The sequence below is a fragment of the Nocardia sp. NPDC059154 genome, from assembly GCF_042755705.1.
GTDB lineage: Bacteria > Actinomycetota > Actinomycetes > Mycobacteriales > Mycobacteriaceae > Nocardia.
This window is the reverse complement of the sequence record NZ_JBHZCS010000017.1, coordinates 114,418-130,341: the sequence shown is the minus strand read 5'-3', so window position 1 is coordinate 130,341 and position 15,924 is coordinate 114,418. Positions and strand designations below refer to the sequence as shown.

Annotated in this window: 14 protein-coding genes; 7 read left to right on the top strand and 7 right to left on the bottom strand. The window is 68.5% G+C overall.

All coding sequences use genetic code 11. The features are described from left to right. Window positions 1–38: 38 nt before the first annotated feature. From ACFXN1_RS17165 to ACFXN1_RS17155, 3 genes are all read left to right on the top strand, one after another. A complete protein-coding gene (locus ACFXN1_RS17165) occupies window positions 39–419 on the top strand; it encodes a nuclear transport factor 2 family protein (RefSeq protein WP_379441276.1) in 381 nt (126 codons plus the stop codon). 2 nt (window positions 420–421) lie between these two features. Further along, window positions 422–2,491, top strand: coding sequence for an MMPL family transporter (locus ACFXN1_RS17160; RefSeq protein WP_379441277.1), 2,070 nt, complete (start codon window positions 422–424; stop codon window positions 2,489–2,491). Between the two features lie 301 nt (window positions 2,492–2,792). Continuing rightward, window positions 2,793–3,857 carry an AraC family transcriptional regulator ligand-binding domain-containing protein gene (locus ACFXN1_RS17155; RefSeq protein WP_379441278.1) on the top strand — a complete coding sequence of 355 codons (1,065 nt, stop codon included), beginning with the start codon at window positions 2,793–2,795 and terminating at the stop codon, window positions 3,855–3,857. Here ACFXN1_RS17155 and ACFXN1_RS17150 read toward each other — a convergent pair. Together ACFXN1_RS17150 and ACFXN1_RS17145 are read right to left on the bottom strand one after the other, a co-directional pair. Beyond that, on the bottom strand, window positions 3,784–4,515 hold the full coding sequence (locus tag ACFXN1_RS17150; protein ID WP_379441280.1) for a DUF998 domain-containing protein: 732 nt from the start codon (window positions 4,513–4,515) through the stop codon (window positions 3,784–3,786). The genes ACFXN1_RS17155 and ACFXN1_RS17150 overlap by 74 nt on opposite strands. A 2-nt stretch (window positions 4,516–4,517) precedes the next feature. Beyond that, window positions 4,518–5,270 (bottom strand): SDR family oxidoreductase, encoded by a 753-nt coding sequence (locus tag ACFXN1_RS17145; protein ID WP_379441281.1) that lies wholly within the window; start codon window positions 5,268–5,270, stop codon window positions 4,518–4,520. Between the two features lie 536 nt (window positions 5,271–5,806). Between ACFXN1_RS17145 and ACFXN1_RS17140 the strand changes: the two genes are divergently transcribed. Further along, complete coding sequence (locus ACFXN1_RS17140; RefSeq protein WP_379441283.1) at window positions 5,807–6,223, top strand: DUF1214 domain-containing protein; 417 nt, start codon at window positions 5,807–5,809, stop codon at window positions 6,221–6,223. A gap of 89 nt (window positions 6,224–6,312) precedes the next feature. Here ACFXN1_RS17140 and ACFXN1_RS17135 read toward each other — a convergent pair whose 3' ends face one another. The 3 genes from ACFXN1_RS17135 to ACFXN1_RS17125 are packed head-to-tail and all read right to left on the bottom strand — an operon-like array spanning window position 6,313 to window position 9,725. Then, window positions 6,313–7,425, bottom strand: coding sequence for a zinc-binding dehydrogenase (locus tag ACFXN1_RS17135; RefSeq protein WP_379437576.1), 1,113 nt, complete (start codon window positions 7,423–7,425; stop codon window positions 6,313–6,315). Next, entirely contained in the window at window positions 7,425–8,549 is a 1,125-nt protein-coding gene (locus ACFXN1_RS17130; protein WP_379437578.1) for an acyl-CoA dehydrogenase family protein, read from the bottom strand. The genes ACFXN1_RS17135 and ACFXN1_RS17130 overlap by 1 nt, the downstream gene beginning before the upstream one ends. A 9-nt stretch (window positions 8,550–8,558) precedes the next feature. Beyond that, window positions 8,559–9,725, bottom strand: coding sequence for an acyl-CoA dehydrogenase family protein (locus ACFXN1_RS17125; protein ID WP_357004228.1), 1,167 nt, complete (start codon window positions 9,723–9,725; stop codon window positions 8,559–8,561). A gap of 127 nt (window positions 9,726–9,852) precedes the next feature. Here ACFXN1_RS17125 and ACFXN1_RS17120 point away from each other — a divergent pair, with 127 nt between their 5' ends. Next, entirely contained in the window at window positions 9,853–10,806 is a 954-nt protein-coding gene (locus ACFXN1_RS17120; protein WP_379437580.1) for a patatin family protein, read from the top strand. After that, window positions 10,803–11,387 carry a QsdR family transcriptional regulator gene (locus ACFXN1_RS17115; protein ID WP_379437582.1) on the top strand — a complete coding sequence of 195 codons (585 nt, stop codon included), beginning with the start codon at window positions 10,803–10,805 and terminating at the stop codon, window positions 11,385–11,387. The genes ACFXN1_RS17120 and ACFXN1_RS17115 overlap by 4 nt, the downstream gene beginning before the upstream one ends. A 31-nt stretch (window positions 11,388–11,418) precedes the next feature. Here the strand turns inward: ACFXN1_RS17115 and ACFXN1_RS17110 are convergent, their stop codons facing one another. Continuing rightward, entirely contained in the window at window positions 11,419–12,573 is a 1,155-nt protein-coding gene (locus ACFXN1_RS17110; RefSeq protein WP_379437583.1) for an alkaline phosphatase family protein, read from the bottom strand. Window positions 12,574–12,610: 37 nt separating this feature from the next. Between ACFXN1_RS17110 and ACFXN1_RS17105 the strand changes: the two genes are divergently transcribed. Continuing rightward, window positions 12,611–13,213, top strand: a complete 603-nt coding sequence (locus tag ACFXN1_RS17105; RefSeq protein WP_379437585.1) for a GNAT family N-acetyltransferase — start codon at window positions 12,611–12,613, stop codon at window positions 13,211–13,213. A 293-nt stretch (window positions 13,214–13,506) separates the two neighbouring features. Here ACFXN1_RS17105 and ACFXN1_RS17100 read toward each other — a convergent pair whose 3' ends face one another. Continuing rightward, entirely contained in the window at window positions 13,507–15,846 is a 2,340-nt protein-coding gene (locus ACFXN1_RS17100) for a heavy metal translocating P-type ATPase (RefSeq protein WP_379437586.1), read from the bottom strand. Between the last annotated feature and the right edge of the window lie 78 nt (window positions 15,847–15,924).

Here is a 15,924-nt window from a genome sequence, read left to right as displayed (position 1 = left end):
TGAGCTCGGTATGAGAGTGGCCCCGCACTGTGGGCCGCATGCGAAACGAATCCGATCTGCACGAGTACCTCACCACCTATCCCCAGGAGATGGCGTTCGGCGCCGACGATCCCGCTGCCCTGGTCGACCGCTGGTTCGCACCCGACATCGACTACCGCAACGACGGCTTCCGCCTGAACCGCCACGCCCTGGTCGCGCACGCCCGCCCCGCGCGCAAGAATGCCGAGTCGGTGCGGGTGGAGGTGCACCGCGCCCTGCTGTCGGGTGACGCCATCGCCGCCCACTACACGCTGTACGCCACCCTGCACACCACCGGCCCGACCGCCACCGAGATCTGCATGGTGGGCAGGCTGGCCGCCGACGGCCGGATCGTGGAGGTCGATCAGCTCACCCGTGCCGTGCCGGTGGAGGGCGAGTAGCCGTGGGGAAGCTACTGCGCCGAATGGTGTGGGCCGCCATCGCCTTCTGGGTGGTGGCCCTCGTCGCGACCGGTGGGTTGGCCGGCAAGCTGGGTTCGGCGGAGAAGAACGATGCCACCACCTGGCTGCCGAAAAGCGCCGAGTCGACGAAGGTTTCGGAACTCGCCGGGAAGTTCACCGGAAAGGATGTGTACCCGGCGGTCGTCGTCTACGACCGGGGCGGCGCGGTCCTGAGCGCGGCGGACCAGGATCGGGCCCGCGCGGATATCGGCCGGTTCGCCGCACTGCCGAATGTGCACGGGCCGGTCGAGGGGCCGATGGTGTCCGGCGACGGCCAGGCCATCCAGGTCGTGGTCCCGATCACCGTGGGGGTCAAGGGAATCAGCGGCACCCTGCCGACGGTGAAGTCCGTACGAGCCATGGTCGCGGGCTCGGGAATGAGTGTCCATGTCACCGGACCGGCGGGTTACGGGGCCGACTCCGCGGACGCGTTCTCCGGGGTGAACTCCACCCTGCTGTATGTGACCATCGCGATCGTCGTGGCGATTCTGCTGGTCACCTACCGCAGCCCGGTGCTGTGGCTGCTACCGCTGCTCTGTGTCGGGGTGGCCCTGACCGTCGCGCAGGCCCTGATCTACCTGCTGGCCGCGCACGCCGGCCTGACAGTCAACAGTGATACCGAATTCCTGCTCACCGTCCTGGTTTTCGGTGCGGGCACCGATTACGCCCTGCTGCTCACCGCCCGCTACCGGGAGGAATTGCGCCGCCGGGAGGACCGCTATGCGGCCATGGCCACCGCCATCCGCCGGGCCGGGCCGGCGATCGCCGCGAGTGCAGTCACGGTGGCGCTGAGCCTCCTCTGCCTGGTCGTCGCGGACCTGAACTCGACCAAGAGTCTCGGTCCGGTGATGGCGACCGGTGTGCTCGTCGGCTTCGCGGTACTCACCACCCTGTACCCGGCCCTGCTGATCCTGTGCGGGCGCTGGATATTCTGGCCCGCCGCACCACGTTTCGGCGATCCGGAACCGTCCGGCGGTCGCTGGATGCGCACCCTCACCCGGTTGACGGTTGCCCGCCCGCGCCGCGTCTGGCAGCTCACCGCCGCGGCCCTCGCGGTGCTGGCCCTGGGCCTGTTCGGCCTGCACGCGGCAGGCCTGAAGCCCCAGGACACCTTCCGGACCCGGCCGGAGGCAGTGGCGGGCGAGCAGGTGCTGCTGCGCCACTTCCCAGGTGGATCGGGCGATCCGCTGCAGATAATCGGCCCGGCCGCCCAGGATGAGCGGCTGCGCGCGCTGGCCGCCGAAGTCCCCGGTGTGGTCGCGGTGTCCGCACCCGCGACCATCGACGGCCTGGCCTACCTCGAAGCGACCACAGCAGACGCCACCGACAGCGTTGCCGCCTTCGCAACCGTCGACCGGCTCCGGTCGGCGCTGCACCCGGTGCCCGGCGCCATGGTGGGCGGCGGCAGCGCGGTGGCGCTCGACACGCTGGACTCCTCCCATCATGACCGCAATCTCGTTGTGCCGCTGGTTCTCTCGGTCGTCTTCCTGATTATTGCCATCCTGCTGCGATCCCTCGTGGCGCCGGCGATGATTCTGGCGACCGTCGTACTGTCTCTCGCGGCGGCGCTGGGCGTCAGTGCCGTGGCCTTCGACAAGCTCCTCGGCTTCCACGGCGCGGATGCGGCATTCCCCCTGTGGACCTTCGTGTTCCTGGTCAGCCTGGGCATCGACTACTCGATCTTCCTGATGGCCCGGATCCGCGAGGAGAGCACCCGCCACGACACCACCACCGCCACGGTCATCGCCGCCCGCACCACCAGCGGCACGATCACCGCCGCGGGCGTCGTCCTCGCAGGCACCTTCGCAGCATTGCTCACTCTCCCTCTGGTCTTCGCGGCGGAGATCGGCTTCGCCGTGGCCTTCGGAGTCCTCCTGGACACCTTCGTAGTCCGCACAATCCTGGTTCCCGCCCTGGCCATGGACCTGGGCGAACGCCTCTGGTGGCCACGACGCCGGGCGAAGACACCGAATGCCCGGCGAGAACTCGTCTCACCGGGCATCCCGGAGTAGGGACGGGACAGGTGGCCGACATGATGGCGGTTCGTCAAGCCGCTGTCATGTTGTGGCGCAACCTATTTGACGGTGATCGTCTGCAGCTCATTCGCGACGATCACCTTGCCGGTTGTAGCCCTGTTGGGCCCAGGTGCCCATTGGGCCGGGTCGACGGCAGGCCGAGGAATACCGCGAACAACTCATGCACGAACGGAAGTTCTTCGTCGACGAACACAACAATGAGCTGTACGAGCGCGAATTCTCCCTCTGCGAACACTGATTCGACCGAACCTCATCATGGCGCAGAATCGAGATGGTGATGGATATCGCGAATCCCGCGCTCGAGCGGACCGTGTCGGGGCACGTGGTGCGCATTGTGCTGGACACGGCGGCCAGGTCCGGTATCGACGAGGTGGAGGCCACGCGAATCGGGGGCGTCGATCGGAAGTTGCTGGCCGATGACCGGATTCGCATTCCCTCGGAGAGCCAGTATCGACTGTGGGCGCTGATGGAGCACGTCGTCGGCAACGAGGCGGGCGTGCGGGCCGCGGATATGGCCGATCGCGGGCGGTTGCATATCTGGGACTACCTGTTCAGCAGTGCTCCGACACTGGCCGCAGGATTTCACGACGCGTCCCGGTTCAGCGTCGTGATCTGTGATCCGGCGGCGCAGTTGGAGGTCACCGACAATGGGTCCGCGCTCACGGTCGGGTACCGCGGCACCACCTATGGCGAGACCCGCGGCATCATCAACGAGTTCGCGGTGACCGTGGCCGTCCGGCGCGCCCGCGATGCCTTCGGCGACGCAGCGGTGCCCGTGCGAGTCGACTTCGCGCACCCGGCGCCCCGGCATCATCGATATCTCGAAGATGCCCTGGGCACCACGGTGATTCATTTCGGTCAACCGGCAGACCTGATCCACTATCGGATCACTGGAAACCGGACCGAGGCGCGGCCGCATGATCCCGGCCTGCGCCGGATCCTGCACACCGCCGCCCAGCATGCCATCGACGCGGCGCGTCCGATTCCCGGATGGATCGAATCCTTCCGCGCAGCACTGCATTCGGAGGTAACGCAGAGCGCCGGGCCGACGGACAGCTCGCCGAAGCGGGGCCCGCGGGTCGCCGCCGTGGCCGCGCGGCTGCGGATCAGTGACCGCACCCTGCAGCGGCGGTTGTCCGAGGCGGGCACCTCCTGGAGCGAGGAGCTGGCCGCGGTGCGCTGTGAGCAGGCCACCCGGCTGCTGCGTCACACCACGCTCACCGTGCAGGCCATCGCGCTGCGCGTCGGCTACAGCGATGCTCGCGCGCTCAGTCGCGCCTTCGACGGTTGGACCGGCCTGTCTCCGGATGCCTACCGCCGTGCCGACCGCCGTCGGGGGTGAGCAACAGGACGCATCCGACCTGCCCGCCCCACACGGTGAGCGTGTCGAACGCGATGCGTTCCGACACGCCCGCACCGAGACCGAAATGGTTTCTCGCGAACAGGAACACACCGCCGATCACCGAGATCGCCACGGCCAGCGCGGCGCCGACGGCCAGGCCGCGCCGCCTGCGCGCCACCTCCGGCGTGATCAGCACCATGCCCGCCAACTGCGCGAACCACTGTGCCAATGCAATGGTGTCGTGTGCCTGCGGCCGAATATCCCAGGGCGCCAGCCCGATTCCCGTTATCCCGAGACCGGCGACAGCCACCAGCGCGCACCCGGCCCGAAATCGACGACCGCTCCACATCCGCGCCCAACCCAGTGCCCCGGCAAAGGTCAGCAGGCCGGTCGACACGAACATCACGTTCTGCACCGCGTGATCGGGCGAGCACACCCATCGCGAGGCCCCATCGCGATCGACGTATTCGCCACACCGCGTGATGCCCAGGTCGCTGATGTAGTTGCCCGACATGCTGTATCCCGCCGGCCACGCGTGGGCCACCACCAGCGAGACGGGAAAGTACGACAGCGTGAGCAACCAGCAGGCGGCGGTGGCCCATGGCAGCCAGGTGCGATTCGACCGCACCCGGCCGGTGTCCACGGTTGAGGTGGGCATGCTCAGAACATCGCGCCGTTGGCCCGGATCGTCTGTCCGGAGACCCAGCCCGCCTCGGCGCTGACCAGCCACCCGACCAACGGTGCGGTATCGGTGGGGAGACCGAGACGCCCGTGCGGATTGTGCAGTGCCGCGGCCGCAATGGATTCGGGCGTCTCCGCGCCGCGGAAGAAGTCGTCGTCGACCGGACCGGGCGCGACGGCATTGACCGTGATACCGCGCTCACCCAACTCCTTGGCCGCGGCGACCACCATCCGCTCGACGGCCGCCTTCGATCCCGAATACAGCCCGTAGGTGCCGGTCATGATCGAGGTGAGGGTGGTGGACAACACGACATAGCGACCATTGTCGGCAATGTGCCGGGCCGTGGCGCGCAGCGTATTGAACGCGGTCCGGGTATTGCGCACGATCAGCTGATCGAAGTCGTCGTCGGTGGTATCCGCGATCGGCTTCTTGATGACCCGCCCCGGCACGTGCACGACGATATCCAGCTTGCCGTGGCGCGCAACGAGATCCGCGAACAGTGCGTCGACCTCCGCGGCCGAGGTAGCGTCGGAGCGGACCGCTTCCACTGTCACGCCGAATGTCTCGAGCGTCGTGAGCGTTGCCTTGGCGGCCTGCTCGTCCCCCTGATAGGTGACGATCGTGGTGGCACCGCGCCCAGCGATGTTCTTGGCGAATTCCGCACCCTGATTCCGAGTGCCGCCGATGATCAGAGCGACCCTGCCCTCGAGGTCCCGGATGACTTGCGACATCAGTCGAATCCCTTTTCTCTCTTCGGTTTCGAACCTCTGCCATTCTGTCGAGAACCGCACGCCAGGCCCAGGACCGATCGCGTCACCCCGGTAACCGACTACGCCAAGCGGACCGCTGTCGGCTCATCCCCGCAACGGCTGATAGCCATTTGTTTGCTGATCATCGTTGAGATTCCAGCTAGAGAACGCCAGCTTGCAGGACAAGACTTGAAATTAGGTTTCGTCCTCTAAATTACGCACTTCTACCCCACCGCTCGATACTCTCGCTGGGAGTTTGCTGTCAATCAGTGAGCTCGCGCTGCGTTCGAAAATACCCAACCAGGAGGATGCGGTGATCACTAGTTCGAGAACCCGGTGGGCCCGGGTGGCCATGGCGACGGGCCTCGTGGCCGCAGTCGCGGTGGCGTCAGCCGCCTGCTCGAAGAATTCATCGGAGTCGTCATCGACGACGTCGCCCTCGTCCGCGCCCAGCGGACGGCTGGAAGATCACGCGCAGCGATATCGGTGACTACGGCACCGATTACGCCACCCGCGCCATGATCGCCTACGCAGGTCTGGGCGCCAATCTGCCCCAGGACGCGATCTACCCGTCCAGCAGCGTCGACGACAAGAAGACCCAGTTGAATGCGGACAACACCTATGTTCTGCACTTCGCCGCCGACCGGATACCACCGGTCAAGGGCTTCTGGTCGCTGACCATGTACGACCAGCGTGGCTTCTTCGTCGACAACCCGTTGAACCGCTACGCGGTGCGCGGCGAACGCCTGACCGAGAGCTCGGATGGGTCGGTCGACATCTATGTTCAGCGCGAGAACCCGGGCCCGGAAAAGGAATCCAACTGGCTTCCGGCCCCCGCGTCGGGTGATTTCAACCTGATGCTGCGCACCTATTGGCCCGATCAGAAGATCGTCGACGGCAGCTGGAATCCGCCGGCGGTGACTCGGACCAACTGACATTCGACGTCGGAACCGGGCGAAGACCCGGCGAGAGGTTGGCTCGCCGGGTCTTCGCTGTCTTTCACTGCGGTGCAGCCATTCTCGATTCAGGAATGGTCGAACACGATGATCTGGCGAACCGCTGCTCCATCGGCCAGGAGATCCAACGCTTCATTGATCTCCTCGAGCCCGATTCGAGAGGTGATCAGTTTCTCGACCGGCAGCCGCCCTTCCCGCCACATCTGTTCGTAGCGTGGAATATCCCGGGCCGGCACCGCGGAACCCAGGTAGCTGCCGACAATGGTGCGGGCTTCGGCGGTGATGCTCAGCGGCGGCAGGGTGACTGTCGAATTCGGCCCGGGCAGGCCGACCGTGATGGTCATGCCGCCGGGTTCGGTTGCCGTATAGGCGGTTTCGAATGCGGCCGGATGCCCGGCGCACTCCACCACGTACCGCGCCCGGATCCCCTGGTCGGCGATCTGCTCCGGCATGTACGTCTCGGTGGCCCCGAGCTCCTTCGCCATGGCGAGTTTGTCCGCCAGCCGATCCACCGCGATGAGCCGTTCCACGCCAATGGCTTTCGCGGTCAGCAGGGCGGCCATCCCTACGCCGCCGAGCCCGACCACCATGAGACTGTCCTGCGGACGCGGATCGGCCACGTTCAGTACCGCCCCGCCGCCGGTCAGCACCGCGCACCCGAACAGTGCCGCGATCTCCGGCGGCACCGAGTTGCCGACCGGCACCAGGGAGGCCCGGTCCACCACGGCGTGTGTGGCGAAGCCGGAGACGCCCAGGTGGTGCCGCACCCGGTCGCCGCCGCGCGACAGGTGCCCGGCATGGTGCAGCAGTTCACCGGCGGTATTGGCGCGGGTGCCCGCGGTGCAGGGCAGCTGCCCGCCCCGCGCGCACGCGTCGCACTCTTCGCAGCGCGGCAGGAAGGACATGACCACTCGCTGTCCGATGAGCAGATCGGCGACCCGCTCGCCGACCGCCAGCACGGTGCCCGCGGCCTCGTGGCCGAGCAGCATGGGCAGCGGGCGGGGCCGATTGCCGTCCACCACACTCAGATCCGAGTGGCACAGCCCGGCCGCCTCGATGGCGACCAGCACCTCGGTGGGCCCGGGATCGCCGAGTTCGAGCGGGCACACGCTGATCGGCCGCGTTTGCGCGTAGGGCCGCGCACGTCCGATCTCCTCCAGGACCGCGCCGCGAATGTGCATCAGATTTCGACCATCTGGTAGTCGGCCACGTACCCGCCGAGGTAGCGCAGGTGGTCGGTGGAGTCACCGAGGGTGTGCTCGATGGCGGTGAGCCGGGCGGTGTAGTGGCCGACGGGGTATTCGTCGGTCATGCCGATGCCGCCGTGCATCTGGATGGCCTCCTGCCCGATGTGCCGGGCGGAGCGCCCGATCCGCAGTTTGGCGCGGGAGGCGACGACCGGATCGATGATGCCGTCGGCCAGCGACATGGACGCGTACATGCTCATGCCGCGGGCCAGCTCCAGCGACACGTACATGTCGGCGGCGCGCTGGGTCAGGGTCTGGAAGGTGCGCAGCGGCACCCCGAACTGCTTGCGCGTCTTCAGGTATTCCGCGGTGAGCCGCAGGGACTCCTCCATCGCGCCGATGGCCTCGGCGCACAGCGCGGCCTGCGCCCCGGCCAGGGCGGCCTGGATGGCTGCGGCGGCATCGACCGGCTCGCCGAGCGGCTCGGCCACCGCGCCGTCGAATGCGATGTCCGCGCCGCGCAGCCCGTCGTGGGTGGCGTAGGGGGTGCGCCGCACGCCCGGATCGGCGGGATCGACGAGGAACAGCCCGATACCGGCGTCGAGCGCCGCGCTCACGATGAGCAGATCGGCGCAATCACCGTGGGAGACCGGGTGTTTGCGGCCGGTGATCCGCCAGCCGTCCGACTGCCGCACCGCCTGGGTGCCGGTGTCGGTGGCGGGCCAGCGCAGCCCCGGCTCGCCGTGCGCGAAGGCGAGCTTGAGCTCCCCCTCGGCGATGCGCGGCAGCAGGTCCTTGCGCTGTGCGTCGGCGCCGACGGCGGAGATGAGCCCGCCCGGCAGCAGCGCGCAGTCCAGCACGGGTTCGGGGGCCAGAGCGCGGCCGATCTCGGTCATGACCAGCATGGCCTCGATGGGCCCGGCGCCCATGCCGCCGTCCTCCTCGGCGAAAGTCAGTCCGAGCAGGCCGATTTCGGCGAAGGTGGCCCATATCTCGGTATCCCAGCCGAGTTCGGTGCCGACGATGTCGTTGCGGCGCTCGGGGGTGTAGCCGCGGGACAGCACGTCACGCACGGTGTCGCGCAGCATGTCCTGTTCGGGGGTGAGATCGAAATCCATGGTGCTGCCTCACAGTCCGAGGATCGTCGAGGCGATGATGCCGCGCTGCACCTCGTTGGATCCTCCGTAGATCGATGTCTTGCGGTAGTTCAGGTAGGTGGCGGTGCTACGGCGGGCCCAGTCGGGATCCGACTCATCCTCGCGCGCAACGGAATCCGGTCCGGCGATGTCGACCAGCAGCTCGGTGACGGCCTGCTGGAGTTCGGTGCCGCGCAGCTTGAGAATCGAGGAGACCGGGTTGGGCTTGCCGTCGGCCGAGCCCGCGGCCACCCGCAGCTGCACCAGTTCCAGTGCCAGCAGCTCGTTTTCGAGCTCGGCGAGGCGGGTCGCGAAGAGCTGATCCTCGAGCAGGGTCTTCTCGCCCAGGCGGGTCTGCTTGGCGTGCTCCTTGGCCAGCCACAGCTTCACCTTGGTCTGACCGACCGCGGCGATGCCGGTGCGCTCGTTGCCGAGCAGGAACTTGGCGTAGGTCCAGCCCTGGTTCTCCTCGCCGACCAGCTGATTCGCGGGCACCCGGACGTTCTCCAGGAACACCTCGTTGACCTCGTGGCCGCCGTCGATGAGCTTGATCGGCCGCACGGTCACGCCGGGGGTGTCGAGCGGGAACAGCAGCATGGAGATGCCGGCCTGCTTCTTGGGCGCGTCCGGGTTGGTGCGCGCCAGGCAGAACATCCAGTCGGCGGACTGGGCGGCGGTGGTCCAGGTCTTCTGGCCGTTGATCACGTAGCTGTCGCCGTCGCGGACCGCGACCGTGCGCAGCCCGGCCAGGTCGGAGCCCGCCTCGGGCTCGGAAAAGCCCTGGCACCACCAGATGTCGAGGTTGGCGGTGGCCGGCAGGAAGCGTTCCTTGAGCTCCTGAGCACCGAAGTGCGCGATGACCGGGCCGATCATATTGGTGTTGAAGGTCAGCGGTTCGGGCACCGAGGCCAGCTGCATCTCGTCGTGCCAGAGGTGGCGCTGGATGGGGGTCCAGTCCTTGCCGCCCCATTCCACCGGCCAGTTCGGGGTGGCCAGCCCGTGCGCGTTGAGGATGCGCTGGGTGGTGACGATGTCGTCCTTGCTCAGTTCCTGCCCGTGCCGCTGCCGGTTGCGGATGTCGGCCGGGATCTCGCTCCGATAGAACGCGCGCAGCTCGTCGCGGAAGGCGAGCTCGTCGTCGGTGAGCGCTAGTTGCATGCGTTGACCTCCAGTTTCATGGCTACCCACGCCATCGCCGGATATGATACACAGAGTCACCAGTGTCTCAAATAGGGTCGTATACTCGAACGGCCGCGCACACCACCGACAGCCAAGGGAGCCATCCGTGCCCGACCACGACCGCACACTCGGCGTCGGCGAGCTCATCGCCCACCGGCATCGCGAGGGCAGCGCGCCCGGGCAGCGCACGGACTCGCATCGGCTGGCCCTCGTCATCGAGGGCGGCTCCTCGCGCGGCGCGTACTCGCACGGCATGGCCATGGCCATCGAGGAATTGGGCATCCTGCCCTGCTTCGACGCGGTGTACGGGGCGTCGGCGGGCGCGTTGAACGCCGCCTGGCTGCTGTGCGGGCGCGCGGTGGACTCGCGGCGGGCCTGGAATCCCGAGGTGATCAACCGCGTGATCAATCCGGCCCGGGCCCTGCGCGGCGGCCGCGTGGTCGATACCGAATACCTGGTGCACACCGTGTACGAGCGCATCGTGCCCATGGATTTCCCTGCGATCCTGGCCAATTCGATCACCTTCCACCCCATCGCCACCGACGCCGACACCGGCGCGGCCGTCGATCTGCATCCGGAGCTCAGCGATGTGCGCTCGGTGCAGACGGCGCTGCGGGCCTCGACCTGCCTGCCGATCCTGGCCGGGCGGCCGGTGCCGATCGGCGCGCGCCGGTATGTCGATGCCGGGCTCTCCGAATCCGTCCCGGTGCGAACGGCATTGACGCAGGGCGCGACCCGCGTCCTGGTGCTGCGCACCCGCCGCGCCGGCGAAACCATGCATCCCCCTTCGGGTCTGGAATCCCGAGTAGTGGCCCGCTTCCTGTCCCGGCACGCGCCGGGAACGGTCGGACCGTGGCTCGATCGGGTCCAGCGACACCACAGCGACGAGCGGGACTTCGACTCCGATCCGGCCGTGCTGCAGATCCGCCCGCCGCACAGCGCACCCGATATCGGGCGCATCGACCGCGATCCCGGGGTGCTCCAGCAGGCCCTCACCCTGGGGCGGGTGGCCACCGCCCGCACCTTGTCGGCATACCTGGCCCCTAAGCTGTCCGCGTGACACGCGCGGAGGGAACCAGAGCACCGGGCCGGCCCGCCTCGGCCAGCCGGGACGATGTGCTCGAAGCCGCCATCGCCGTGTTCCTGAGCGGAAAACGGGTGGACGTCAATGCCATTGCCGCCCAGCTGGGGGTGGGCCGCGCGAGCATCTACCGCTGGTTCGGGTCCCGGGACGGCCTGCTGGGCGCGGCCGTGGCGCGGCAGCTGGAGCGGGTCGTGGCCCATGCCGATCGCCGCTCCCGCGGGGCGGGCGGTGATCGGCTCACCGCGGCACTCAACCGGACCATCGATCTGCTGGTCGAGAACGACGCGCTGCGTTCGTATTTCGACAATGAATCGACCGCGGCCCTGCGCCTGATCACCCGCGGTGACGGAATCGTGCACCAGACCGCGGTGGCCCTGGTGGAGCGGTTCATCGAGCGCGCCGAATCCGAGGGCTACCAGCCTCCCATCGAGCGCGACACCCTGGCCTACGCCCTGGTCCGGCTGTGGGAGGCGTTCCTCTACAACGACGCCGTGGCCGGCTTCCGCGGTGATGTGGACCGCCTGCGCAAGGTCCAGACCGCACTACTGCGCACCTGAGCGCTGCAGCGAGCGCCGCACCCACTCGAAATCAGGGTGTGGTGATGAGGGGGACGAGTTGCTCGGCCGAGGTGCGGGCGCCGTGGTGGCCCACGAGGGCGGACTCCAGGGGCTCGAGGGCGGGGCGGACCAGGACCGCGGCACCCTCGGCGACGGCGATGAGATCGCCGATGCGGGAGGCGATCACTGGTGTGGGCGGGGTCGGGCCGAACCAGTGCTCGTCGAGCGCCTGCTCGCGGGTCACGACCGTTGCGTGCGTGGACAGTTCGGCGGTCCACGCGGAGTGGGCGTCGGCCAGGGCTTCGGGGCGGTCGAGGTAGATGTGGCGGACCCGCGCCTCGCCGCCGATCAGCCGGACATCGCGATGCAGCGCGGGCCGCGCGTCCAGATCGATGACGGTGTCCACGTGGATCATTCCGTGATCGCCGGTGATCAGCACCGTGCAGGTGGAGGGGAGCTCGGCGAACAGGCCGGCGAGGCAGGCGTCGATATCGCGGAGCACGGCCAGCCACTGTGGCGATTCGGGTCCGTACAGGTGACCGTTGGCATCGAGATCGGGGAAATAGGCGTAGGCGAAGCGGGAGTTCGTGCCGGAATGCCGTGCGACAGCGAGGATTCCGGCGCGCAGCTCGTCGAGGGTGGTGGCCGGGTGCAGGGTGCCCGGCGCGCGGAAGGCGGCCCGGGTCAGACCGGAGGTGCGCTGGTAGGCGGGGATCACGTAGTGCAGCTCGACGCCGTGGGCGGCGAGGTCCTCCAGGCGGCTGGTGCGCTGCTGCACCGACTCCGGCGGGTACGCGTCGCGGGCGTCCTCGCCGGTCGCGCTGTCGAGACTCCAGCGCAGCGCATTCAGCAGGCGGAGACGGTCGCCGACGGGCAGGGCGAAGCTGTAGCCGATGATGCCGTGTGTCGCGCAGGGCGCACCGAGAGCGAGGCTGGCGAGACTGGTCGCGGTGGTGGCGGGGAAGCCCGCGGTGAGGGTGGTGCGGACGTGCGCGGCCAGGGTGGGCGCGCTGTCGGCGTGGCGGGCGAGGAGTTCCGCGCCGAGGCCGTCGATCAGCAGCACCACCACATCCCGGTTGGGCACGAGGGCCAGCGGATTGCGCTGGTCGAGCCCGAAGGACGCGGCGACGGACGGCAGGACGTCGGCGAGCGTGGCCGGCGACGTCCCCGAGGGTGAACTGGCCATTCGCCGACTCTATTGATCTCGGCGCGATAATTCACCGGTGTTCGAATCCGCCGACTTTTCGATCAAGCCCACCCTGACCGGCGCGAAAGTTCTCCTGCGGCCGTTCATCCCCGAAGACCTCGACGCCATCCTCGCGGCCCTGCGCGATCCCGACGTCCGCAGGCTGACCGGCAGCGTCCACGCGGAGTCCACCGAGCCCGTGCCGGAGGATCCGGCCGAGCACGAGCGCTTGCGCGACTGGTACGCCACGCGCGAAACCCAGCCGGACCGTCTCGATTTGGCCATTGTCGACATCGCGACCGGCCGCTGCGTCGGGGAGGCCGTCCTCAATCGGTGGGATCCCGGCAATGGCAGCTGCAACTTCCGCATCCTGATCGGCCCCGATGGCCAGGGCCTCGGGCTGGGCACCGAGGCGACGCGGCTGATCGTCGGGTACGGGTTCGAGAAGCTCGGCCTGCACCGAATCTCCCTGGAGGTCTATGCCTTCAACCCGCGCGCCCGCCGCGCCTACGAGAAGGCCGGCTTCCGTCCCGAGGGCGTCCTGCGCGAATCCCTGCGCTACGGCGACGAGTGGATCGACGCGACCGTCATGTCCATCCTGTCCCGCGAATGGGCCGAGCACCGCGGCCACCCCGCATAACCCTGCCCGCATACGCGAAAACCGCCTCCGAGGAGGCGGTTTCGTGCGTTGTGGGGCGAATCAGGCCAGGCCCCACGCCTTCAGGAGGTAGGTGATGTTGGCGGCGATTCCGGTGACGGTGCTGGCCAGGTCGATGGCGGCGGAACCGAGGTTGACGATGGGCATGTTTCAAGTCTTTCGGGCCGGGAACATGGTGCAGTTCCACTGTATTAGCGGCAGCTAACTCCCAGCATCATGAATCCACTCACCCCTCGGCCGAGGTGTAACCCAGCGCACAGCGGTACCGGTGCGGCTCAGTCCCGTTCGGGCAGGCGCAAACGCTTCAGGGACAGGGCGTTCAGGGCCACGATGATGCTGGACCCCGACATGGACATCGCGGCGATCTCCGGTCGCAGCGTGAAGCCGAAGGCGGGCTCGAAGACGCCGGCTGCGATGGGCAGGGCCAGGCTGTTGTAGCCGACCGCCCAGGCCAGGTTCTGGTGCATCTTGCGCAGCGTGCCGCGGCCGATGCGCAGCGCGGTGGGGACGTCCAGCGGATCGGAGCGCATGAGGACCACATCGGCGGTCTCGATGGCGACGTCGGTGCCCGCGCCGATGGCGATGCCGAGATCGGCCTGGGCCAGGGCGGGGGCGTCGTTGACGCCGTCGCCGACCATGCCGATCTTCCGTCCGGCGGACTGCAATTCGATGATCTTGGCGGCCTTGTCGCCGGGCAGCACCTCGGCGATGACGGTGTCGATGCCGAGTTCGGCGGCGATGCGTTCGGCCGTCGCCCGGTTGTCGCCGGTCAGCATCACCACTTCGACGCCCATGTCGTGCAGGTCCGCAACGGCTGCGGCGGAGCTCTCGCGGGGCGCGTCGGCAATGCCGATGACCGCGGCGGGCTCGCCGTCGACGGCGGCCAGCACCGCGGTCCGGCCCGCGCCTGCCACCCGGTCGCGGGCTGCGGCCAGCTCGCCCAGGTCGACGCCCTCGCGGTCGAGCAGGCGGCGATTGCCGATGACCACGCGGCGGCCGTCCACGGTGGCGATCGCGCCGTGACCGGGGACGTTCTCGAAGTCCACCGCGCGGGCGTCGGTGGGGCCGTGTTCCTTGGCATAGCGCACCACGGCGTCGGCCAGCGGGTGCTCGGACTCGCGTTCGACGGCGGCCAGCAGGGGTAGCAGGTCGGCCTCGGAAAGCCCGGGGCCGGTGACGATTTCGGTGACCTCCGGCTCGCCCTTGGTGAGGGTGCCGGTCTTGTCCATCACCACGGTCCGGATGCGGGCCGAACTCTCCAGTGCCATCGCGTTCTTGAACAGCACACCGCGTTTCGCGCCCAGGCCGGTGCCGACCATGATGGCGGTCGGGGTGGCCAGGCCGAGGGCGTCGGGGCAGGTGATGACCACGACCGTGATGGCGAACAGCATGGCCTTGGCGAAGGTGGCCCCCGCCAGCAGCCACACCGCCAGGGTCAGCACACCGCCGATCAAGGCGACCAGCACCAGCCAGAAGGCGGCCCGGTCGGCCAGTCGCTGGCCCGGGGCCTTCGAATTCTGGGCCTGCTGCACCAGATTCACGATCTGCGCCAGCGCGGTGTCCGCGCCCACCTTGGTGGCGCGCACCCGCAGCGTGCCGTTCTCGTTGAGGGTCGCGCCGATGACCGCCGAGCCCGGCTCCTTGTGCACCGGCAGGCTCTCGCCGGTCACCATGGACTCGTCGACCTCGCTGGTCCCGTCCTCCACCAGCCCGTCCACCGCGATCTTCGAGCCCGGGCGCACCAGCAGCAGATCGCCGACTTTCACCTCGGCCGTGGGGATTTCGATTTCCTGCCCGTCCCGGATCACCACCGCCTGCGGCGGCGCCAGATCCAGCAGCGTGCGAATCGCGTCGTTGGCACCGCCCCGCGCCCGCATCTCGAACCAGTGGCCGAGCAGCACGAAGGTGGCCAGCATGGTCGAGGCCTCGTAGAAGACCTCGCCGCCGCCGGTCAGCGTAATGCCAAGGGAGTACAGCCATCCCGCCCCGATGCCGACCGCGACCAGCACCATCATGTCCAGCGTGCGCGCCTTCAGCGCCGCCCACGCCCCGGTGAAGAAAATGGTCGAGGAGTAGAAGATCACCGGCAGGCTGAGAATCAATTCCCAGATGTCCGAACGCATTCCGAACGGCACCGGCAGATGCCACCCGAACATGTCGGTGGCCATCGGCGACCACAGCATCACCAGCACCGAGAACACGGCGGCCACCACGAACCGGTTCCGCATGTCAGCGGCCATGTCCTCCATGGACATCCCCGCATGCCCGGCATGTGCACCGTGCCCCATCGCGGCATGATCCATCCCCGCATGCGCTGCATGGTCCATAGCGGTAGGCGCCGGGGCGACGGGCTCGGCCATGGGGTCGCAGACGTGGTTGGGAACCGATTGGCCAGCGCAGTACAGGCCGCATTCCTGGATCCAGGTGCGGAGGTCGGCGACGGAGGTGTGGGCGGGGTCGAAGGTGACGGTGGCGGTTTGCGAGACGGGGTTGGGGTCGACGGCGAGGACGCCCGGCCGGCGGCCGAGGACCGACTTCACCACGTTCTGCTGGCTGGCCCAGTGCAGGCCCCGGATGTCCAGGACCGTGGTCCGCTGGTCGCTCTGCCGATCCATCTCGCACTCCTCAGCCGACTCGCTCTCACCGCCCTCGACCATATACCCCATAGGGGTAATTGGCAGGGATCCGGCAGT